Here is a 6,634-nt window from a genome sequence, read left to right on the forward strand (position 1 = left end):
TGAGTATCATGAGCGCGTTAGGGTGAAGGCCATGTCCTTCACCTTGCGCCAGTTGCAATATTTCATCGCCGTCGCCGAGCACGGCACCATCTCGGGTGCGGCGCAGAACCTGTCGATCTCGCAATCGGCCGTCACCGAGGCCATCCGCGACCTCGAACTGGACCTGGGTGTCGCGCTGTTCGAGCGCCATCGGCGCGGCCTCAACATCACCCATCAGGGCCACCAGTTTCATCGCCACGCCGCCCGCATCCTCTCTGGGGTGCAGGATGCGCGGCGCAGTTTCGTCGAGACAGCCTCGGCCACGCCAAGTCCGCTGGCGCTCGGCGTTACCTCGATGGTGGCCGGCTATGTGCTGTCCGAATTGTTGGCTCGATACCGTCGCGCCTATCCTGCGGTGCAGGTGACGGCCATCGAGGACAATCGGGACTATCTCGAACATCTGCTTATCGGCGGCGAACTCGATGTGGCGGTGATGGTGATTTCCGATCTTCAGGATCGCCATGCACTGCAGGCGGAAATATTTGAGACCTCCTCCTATCGGCTTTGGTTGCCGCTGGGGCATCGGCTTGCTTCTGCCGATGTCATCCAGATCGAGGATATCGTTGCCGAGCCGCTGATCATGCTGACGGTGGACGAGATCGAGGAGAATACCGGCAAGCTGCTCTCAGCCCTTGGCACCAAGCCGCGCGTTGCCTTCCGCACCCGTTCGGTTGAAGCCGTGCGCAGCCTGGTGGCCACAGGCGCAGGTGTCGCCGTGCTGCCCGATCTCGTCTATCGCCCGTGGTCGCTCGAAGGCGATCGTATCGAAAACCGCATTATCTCGGGCAATCTGCCCGTCGTGCAGGTCGGCATGGTCTGGCGTCGCGGCTCGGGTCTGCCGCAATCTGCCCGTGATTTCATAGGCTTGATCCAGGCCCAGCAAAACCAGCGTAAGTTCTAGGACCTGGTATCGGCAATTCCGATAGCTTCTATCTGTCGAATGAAATTGCGAAAGTTAATGCTCAGCGTAGTCTTTCTTCAGCTGGTGGGGACCGGCGATTGAAGGGAGAATGTCATGAAGCCTGTTTTACGCACTTGTACGGCCATCGCGATGGCAACCGTGTTTTCGGGACAGACCATGGCCGCCGAGGCTCTGCAGACGCTGGGTGCCGGCGAGGGGCAGCTGAGCATCGTGGCCTGGGCCGGCTATATCGAACGTGGCGAAACCGATGCGGCCTATGACTGGGTCACCGGCTTTGAAGAAGCCAGCGGCTGCAAGGTCTCGGTCAAGACCGCTGCCACCTCCGACGAAATGGTGGCGCTGATGAATGAAGGCGGCTTCGACCTCGTCACCGCCTCCGGCGACGCCTCGCTGCGCCTCGTGGCCGGCAATCGCGTCCAGCCGATCAACACCGCCCTTATCCCGTCCTGGTCGACCATCGACGAACGCCTGCAGAATGCCGCCTGGCACACAGTCGACGGCGTGCACTATGGCACCCCCTATGTCTGGGGCCCGAACGTGCTGATGTACAATACCGAAGTCTTCAAGGAAGCCCCGACAAGCTGGAACGTCGTGTTCGAGCCCATGGATTTCCCCGATGGCCAGCCCAATGCCGGTCGCGTACAAGCCTATGACGGCCCGATCTACATTGCCGACGCCGCGCTCTACCTGATGAGCCACAAGCCCGACCTGGGCATCACCGATCCCTACGCTCTCAATGAAGATCAATATGCCGCTGCGCTCGACCTGCTGCGCACCCAGCGCACCCTGGTCGGTCGCTACTGGCACGACGCCTTCATCCAGATCGACGACTTCAAAAACGAAGGCGTCGCGGCTTCCGGCTCCTGGCCGTTCCAGGTCAATCTTCTCGCCGCCGACAGCCCGGTTGCTTCGGTGTTCCCGGAAGAAGGCGTGACCGGCTGGGCCGATACCACCATGCTCCATGCCGACAGCAAGAACCCCAACTGCGCCTATATGTGGATGGAGCATTCGCTCTCGCCCAAGGTGCAGGGCGACGTTTCGGCCTGGTTCGGCACCGTCCCGTCCGTGCCCGCTGCCTGCAAGGGCAACGAGCTTCTTACCGACGAAGGCTGCGCCAATAACGGCTACGAGAACTTCGACAAGATCCGCTTCTGGCGGACCCCGACCACCCAGTGCGAACAGGGCGAATGCGTGCCCTACTATCGCTGGGTCTCGGACTATATCGGGGTTATCGGCGGCCGTTGATAGGCCCTGCTCAAATGGGGAGGCAGCTTGCCTCCCCACCACGCGCCCAATCTGAAATTTGAGTATTCTGTGTGGCCGGTCGGGAATGGCCGCGCTGTGCGGCGGTGTGCCTGCCGCCTGAAACGGAGCTGCATAAAATGACTGCCGCTGTCTGCCTGCGAAACGTTTCGCGCCATTTCGGCGTCATCAAAGCCATGGACGAGGTCAATCTCACCATCGCCAGCGGCGAGTTCTTCGCCATGCTGGGGCCTTCGGGCTCGGGCAAGACAACGTGCCTCCGGGTCATCGCCGGCTTCGAGCAGCCCACTCATGGCCATATCGAGATTTTTGGCGAGGACGCCACCGGCGTGCCGCCCTATCGGCGCAACGTCAACACCGTGTTCCAGGACTACGCGCTGTTCCCGCATTTGAACGTTCTCGACAATGTCGCCTATTCGCTGATGCTGAAAAAGGCGCCCCGCGCCGAGCGTCACAAGGCCGCTGAAGCAGCTCTCGATATGGTCAAACTCGCAGGCTATGGCACGCGCCGGCCTTCCGAACTTTCCGGCGGGCAGCGTCAGCGCGTCGCCCTCGCTCGCGCACTGGTCAATCGACCAAAGGTGCTGCTGCTTGACGAACCGCTGGGCGCACTTGATCTGAAACTGCGCGAAAGCATGCAGGAAGAGCTAAAATCCCTGCAGAAGGCGCTGGGGATCACCTTCATTTTCGTTACCCACGATCAGGGCGAAGCGCTCTCGATGGCGGACCGTGTCGCCGTATTTTCCGGTGGCCGCGTCATTCAGGTCGGAACACCCGAGGAGATCTACGCCCGACCCAATAGCCGTTTCGTGGCTGATTTCGTCGGCTCCTCCAATGTGCTGAACCCCGATCAGGTTTCGGCCCTGACTGGCGAGCGGCGCTGGGGCAGCCTTCGCTCGGAGTCAGTCAGGCTCGCGCCGGAAGCGGGCAGCGCGCTCGCGGGCACGGTGACAACCAAAAACTATCTTGGCGCCACGACACGCCTCGGCATCGATATTGGCGGCAGCAGCATCCATGCGCTGCTGCCCTCGGGGCAGGAACTGCCTGATATCGGGGCGCGCACCGGTCTCGCCTTCGAACGCGGCGCCCTCCATCTGATGGAGGCAGAGCAATGACCACAACCGCCCTCGCCATCACCGAGCGGCGGCCGGGCATTCTCGGCTGGCTTTCGGACCAGTTCTGGCGCCATCCCGGAATGTTCGTGCTGCTGCTGTTGACGCCACCACTGCTTTGGCTCGGCATCGTCTATATCGGCTCACTTCTGGCGCTGCTGTTCCAGAGCTTCTTCGCCATCGACGAATTTTCCGGCGTCGTCGACTATTCGACCCTGACGCTCAAGAGCTATGCCGAACTGTTGCGCCCGGCCAACCTCGATATCATCGTACGCACAGTGGTCATGTCGGCCCTCGTGACGCTTGCTTCCGCCGTCATCGCCTTTCCCATCGCTTACATGGCGGCGCGCTATGTGCGCGGCAAATGGAAGGCTCTGTTCTATCTCGGCATCATGCTGCCGCTCTGGTCGAGCTACCTCGTCAAGATCTATGCCTGGAAGCTGATCCTCGCCAAGGAAGGCATCCTCACCTGGGTGTTCGAGAGCCTCCATATCGGCTTCGTGCTTGACTGGGTCCTCGCCATCCCGGTGATCGGCGGCAATTCGCTGTCGGTCAGCTACATCGGCACCTTCCTCGTCTTCGTCTATGTCTGGATGCCGTTCATGATCCTGCCGATCCAGGCCTCCCTTGAACGCGTGCCGGTCAACCTGATCGACGCTTCTTCCGATCTTGGCGCCACGCCACAGCAAACGTTCTGGAAAGTGATCTTTCCCCTCGCCCTGCCCGGCATCATCGCCGGCTCGATCTTCACCTTCTCGCTGACGCTGGGCGACTACATCATTCCCCAGATCATCGGCTCGTCCCGCCTCTTCATCGGTCAGGCCGTTTATGCCCAGCAGGGCACGGCTGGCAATATTCCGCTGGCCGCCGCCTTCACCGTGGTGCCGATCGTCATCATGGGCCTCTATCTGTGGATGGCCAAACGGCAGGGGGCTTTCGATGCGCTCTGATGGTCCGAAGGCCTCGCTCGGCCTCAAAATCTCCGCCGCTGCTGGGCTGATCTTCATGATCGCGCCGCTGCTTCTTATCTTCGTCTATGCCTTCACCACCGAGGAAAAGAGCTATCAGTGGCCGCCTCCGGGGCTAACGCTGAAATGGTTCGGGGTGACCCTGAACCGTCCGGACGTCTGGCAGGCGCTGACCCTCTCGATACAGGTCGCCTCCATCTCGACCGCCATCGCCCTGGTGCTTGGCACGCTTTGCGCGGCTGCGGTCAGCCAGTCCGATTTCTTCGGACGGGAGACGATTTCGCTGCTGGTCATCCTGCCCATCGCCCTGCCCGGCATCATCACCGGCATTGCGCTGCGCTCGGCCTTCAGCCTCGCCGAAATCCCGTTCAGCTTCTGGACCATCGTTTTGGGACACGCCACCTTCTGCGTTGTGGTGGTCTACAACAATGCGGTGGCCCGGTTCCGCCGCACCTCCAAGTCGCTGATCGAGGCCTCAATGGACCTTGGCGCCGACGGCTTCCAGACCTTCCGCTACGTCATCCTGCCCAATATCGGCACGGCCCTGCTGGCCGGCGGCATGCTCGCCTTCGCCCTGTCCTTTGATGAGGTGATCGTCACCACCTTCACCGCCGGGCAGCAACAGACCCTGCCGCTGTGGATGCTCGAAGAGCTGATCCGGCCCCGCCAGCGACCGGTGACCAATGTCGTGGCCATGATCGTGGTTCTCGTGACCACCATCCCGATCCTGGCCGCCTTCTACCTAACCCGCGACGGCGACCAGATCGCCGGCAGCGGCAAATAACAATGCTGAGGAGATTATGATGGACACCAACATGTTGATCGGCGCGCAGTTTGAAAGCGGCGCGGATGCTGAAGAACAGGTGCTCAACCCGCGCACGGGCAGCTTGATCAAGGCCGTCCCCGAAGCCTCCCTCGCGCAGGTGGATCGCGCGGTCACGTCGGCCAACAAGGCGTTCGTGCACTGGTCGCGCACCACGCCGGCGCAGCGCTCCGCCTATCTCCTGCGCATCGCCGACGCCATCGAGGCCGAGGCCGACGACTTCGCGGCGCTCGAAGCGCTCAATTGCGGCAAGCCGATCAACGCCGTCCTCAATGACGAAATCCCGGCCGTCGTGGACTGCTACCGCTTCTTTGCCGGCGCGGTACGCAACATGTCGGGCGTCGTGGCGGGCGAATATCTCGAGGGTCACACCTCCATGGTGCGGCGCGACCCGATCGGCGTCGTAGGCTCCATCGCGCCATGGAATTACCCCCTGATGATGATGGCCTGGAAACTGGCCCCGGCCATTGCCGGGGGTAACACAGTGGTCTTCAAGCCGTCCGAGCAGACCCCGCTCAGCGCGCTCAAGCTGGCGCGAATTCTCTCTGAAATTCTGCCCGAAGGCGTCGTCAATGTGGTGTTGGGGCGCGGCGAAAGTGTCGGCAACGCGCTGATCAACCACCCAAAGATCGACATGGTCTCGATCACCGGTGACATCGCCACAGGCAAGAAGGTGCTGCAGGCCGCCGCCAAGTCGGTGAAACGCACGCATCTCGAATTGGGCGGCAAGGCGCCGGTCATCGTCTATGATGATGCCGATCTCGACGCGGTGGTCAGTGGCCTCCGCGCCTTTGGCTACTACAATGCCGGCCAGGACTGCACGGCGGCCTGCCGCATCTATGCCGGCTCCAAGATCTACGATCGGCTGGTGGCGGACCTTTCCAGCGCCGTCTCCTCCATCCAGTTCAATCAGGCCGACGACAGCGTCAATGAAATGGGTCCGCTCATCTCCATGCGCCAGCGCGACCGTGTGGCGAGTTTTGTCGAACGCGCCCAGGAGATGTCACACATCGAGGTGACGGCCGGCGGCAAGAAATCCGGCGATCAGGGCTTTTACTACGAGCCAACGGTGGTGGCGGGCGCCCTCCAGAGCGACGAAATCGTGCGGCGCGAAGTGTTCGGGCCGGTGGTGTCGATCACCCGGTTCGACGAGCCTGAACAGGCCGTCGAATGGGCCAATGACAGCGACTATGGCCTCGCCTCATCGGTCTGGACCAAGGACATCTCCAAGGCCATGAGCGCCGCCGCCCGCCTGCGCTATGGCTGCACCTGGATCAATACCCACTTCATGCTGGTCAACGAGATGCCGCATGGCGGCATCAAGCAGTCCGGCTATGGCAAGGACCTGTCGAGCTATTCCCTCGAAGACTATACCAGCGTCCGCCACGTGATGCTCAAACACGGCTGACGTATCGCGAACTCTCAAGCAAAAGCCGGCCGCAGCGCATCGCTGTGGCCGGCTTTTTGTTCACACACGGGATAGCGCTAGACGACGAGAGTCTTGTTC

6 protein-coding genes are annotated in these 6,634 nt (G+C 61.8%); all 6 read left to right on the forward strand.

Annotated elements, in window-relative coordinates:
- Window positions 1-31: 31 nt before the first annotated feature.
- The 6 genes from ABW043_RS03055 to ABW043_RS03080 all read left to right on the forward strand — a co-directional run bounded on the left by ABW043_RS03055 (window position 32) and on the right by ABW043_RS03080 (window position 6,535).
- Window positions 32-940, forward strand: a complete 909-nt coding sequence (locus ABW043_RS03055; protein ID WP_353919766.1) for a LysR family transcriptional regulator — start codon at window positions 32-34, stop codon at window positions 938-940.
- Window positions 941-1,054: 114 nt separating this feature from the next.
- Window positions 1,055-2,206 (forward strand): ABC transporter substrate-binding protein, encoded by a 1,152-nt coding sequence (locus ABW043_RS03060; RefSeq protein WP_353919767.1) that lies wholly within the window; start codon window positions 1,055-1,057, stop codon window positions 2,204-2,206.
- 137 nt (window positions 2,207-2,343) lie between these two features.
- Window positions 2,344-3,339, forward strand: a complete 996-nt coding sequence (locus ABW043_RS03065; RefSeq protein ID WP_353919768.1) for an ABC transporter ATP-binding protein — start codon at window positions 2,344-2,346, stop codon at window positions 3,337-3,339.
- Complete coding sequence (locus ABW043_RS03070) at window positions 3,336-4,286, forward strand: ABC transporter permease (protein WP_353919769.1); 951 nt, start codon at window positions 3,336-3,338, stop codon at window positions 4,284-4,286. The genes ABW043_RS03065 and ABW043_RS03070 overlap by 4 nt, the downstream gene beginning before the upstream one ends.
- A complete protein-coding gene (locus ABW043_RS03075) occupies window positions 4,276-5,088 on the forward strand; it encodes an ABC transporter permease (protein ID WP_353919770.1) in 813 nt (270 codons plus the stop codon). The genes ABW043_RS03070 and ABW043_RS03075 overlap by 11 nt, the downstream gene beginning before the upstream one ends.
- Window positions 5,089-5,107: 19 nt before the next feature.
- Window positions 5,108-6,535: a gamma-aminobutyraldehyde dehydrogenase gene (locus ABW043_RS03080; RefSeq protein WP_353919771.1), complete on the forward strand. Its 1,428-nt coding sequence runs from the start codon at window positions 5,108-5,110 to the stop codon at window positions 6,533-6,535.
- The last annotated feature ends 99 nt before the right edge of the window (window positions 6,536-6,634 follow it).

The sequence above is a fragment of the Devosia sp. genome, from assembly GCF_040509215.1.
GTDB lineage: Bacteria > Pseudomonadota > Alphaproteobacteria > Rhizobiales > Devosiaceae > Devosia.

Bases quoted from the DNA above. Each gene is read 5' to 3' on its own strand.
- ABW043_RS03055 (WP_353919766.1), top strand. From the start codon at position 32: ATGTCCTTCACCTTGCGCCAGTTGCAATATTTCATCGCCGTCGCCGAG.
- ABW043_RS03060 (WP_353919767.1), top strand. From the start codon at position 1,055: ATGAAGCCTGTTTTACGCACTTGTACGGCCATCGCGATGGCAACCGTG.
- ABW043_RS03065 (WP_353919768.1), top strand. From the start codon at position 2,344: ATGACTGCCGCTGTCTGCCTGCGAAACGTTTCGCGCCATTTCGGCGTC.
- ABW043_RS03070 (WP_353919769.1), top strand. From the start codon at position 3,336: ATGACCACAACCGCCCTCGCCATCACCGAGCGGCGGCCGGGCATTCTC.
- ABW043_RS03075 (WP_353919770.1), top strand. From the start codon at position 4,276: ATGCGCTCTGATGGTCCGAAGGCCTCGCTCGGCCTCAAAATCTCCGCC.
- ABW043_RS03080 (WP_353919771.1), top strand. From the start codon at position 5,108: ATGGACACCAACATGTTGATCGGCGCGCAGTTTGAAAGCGGCGCGGAT.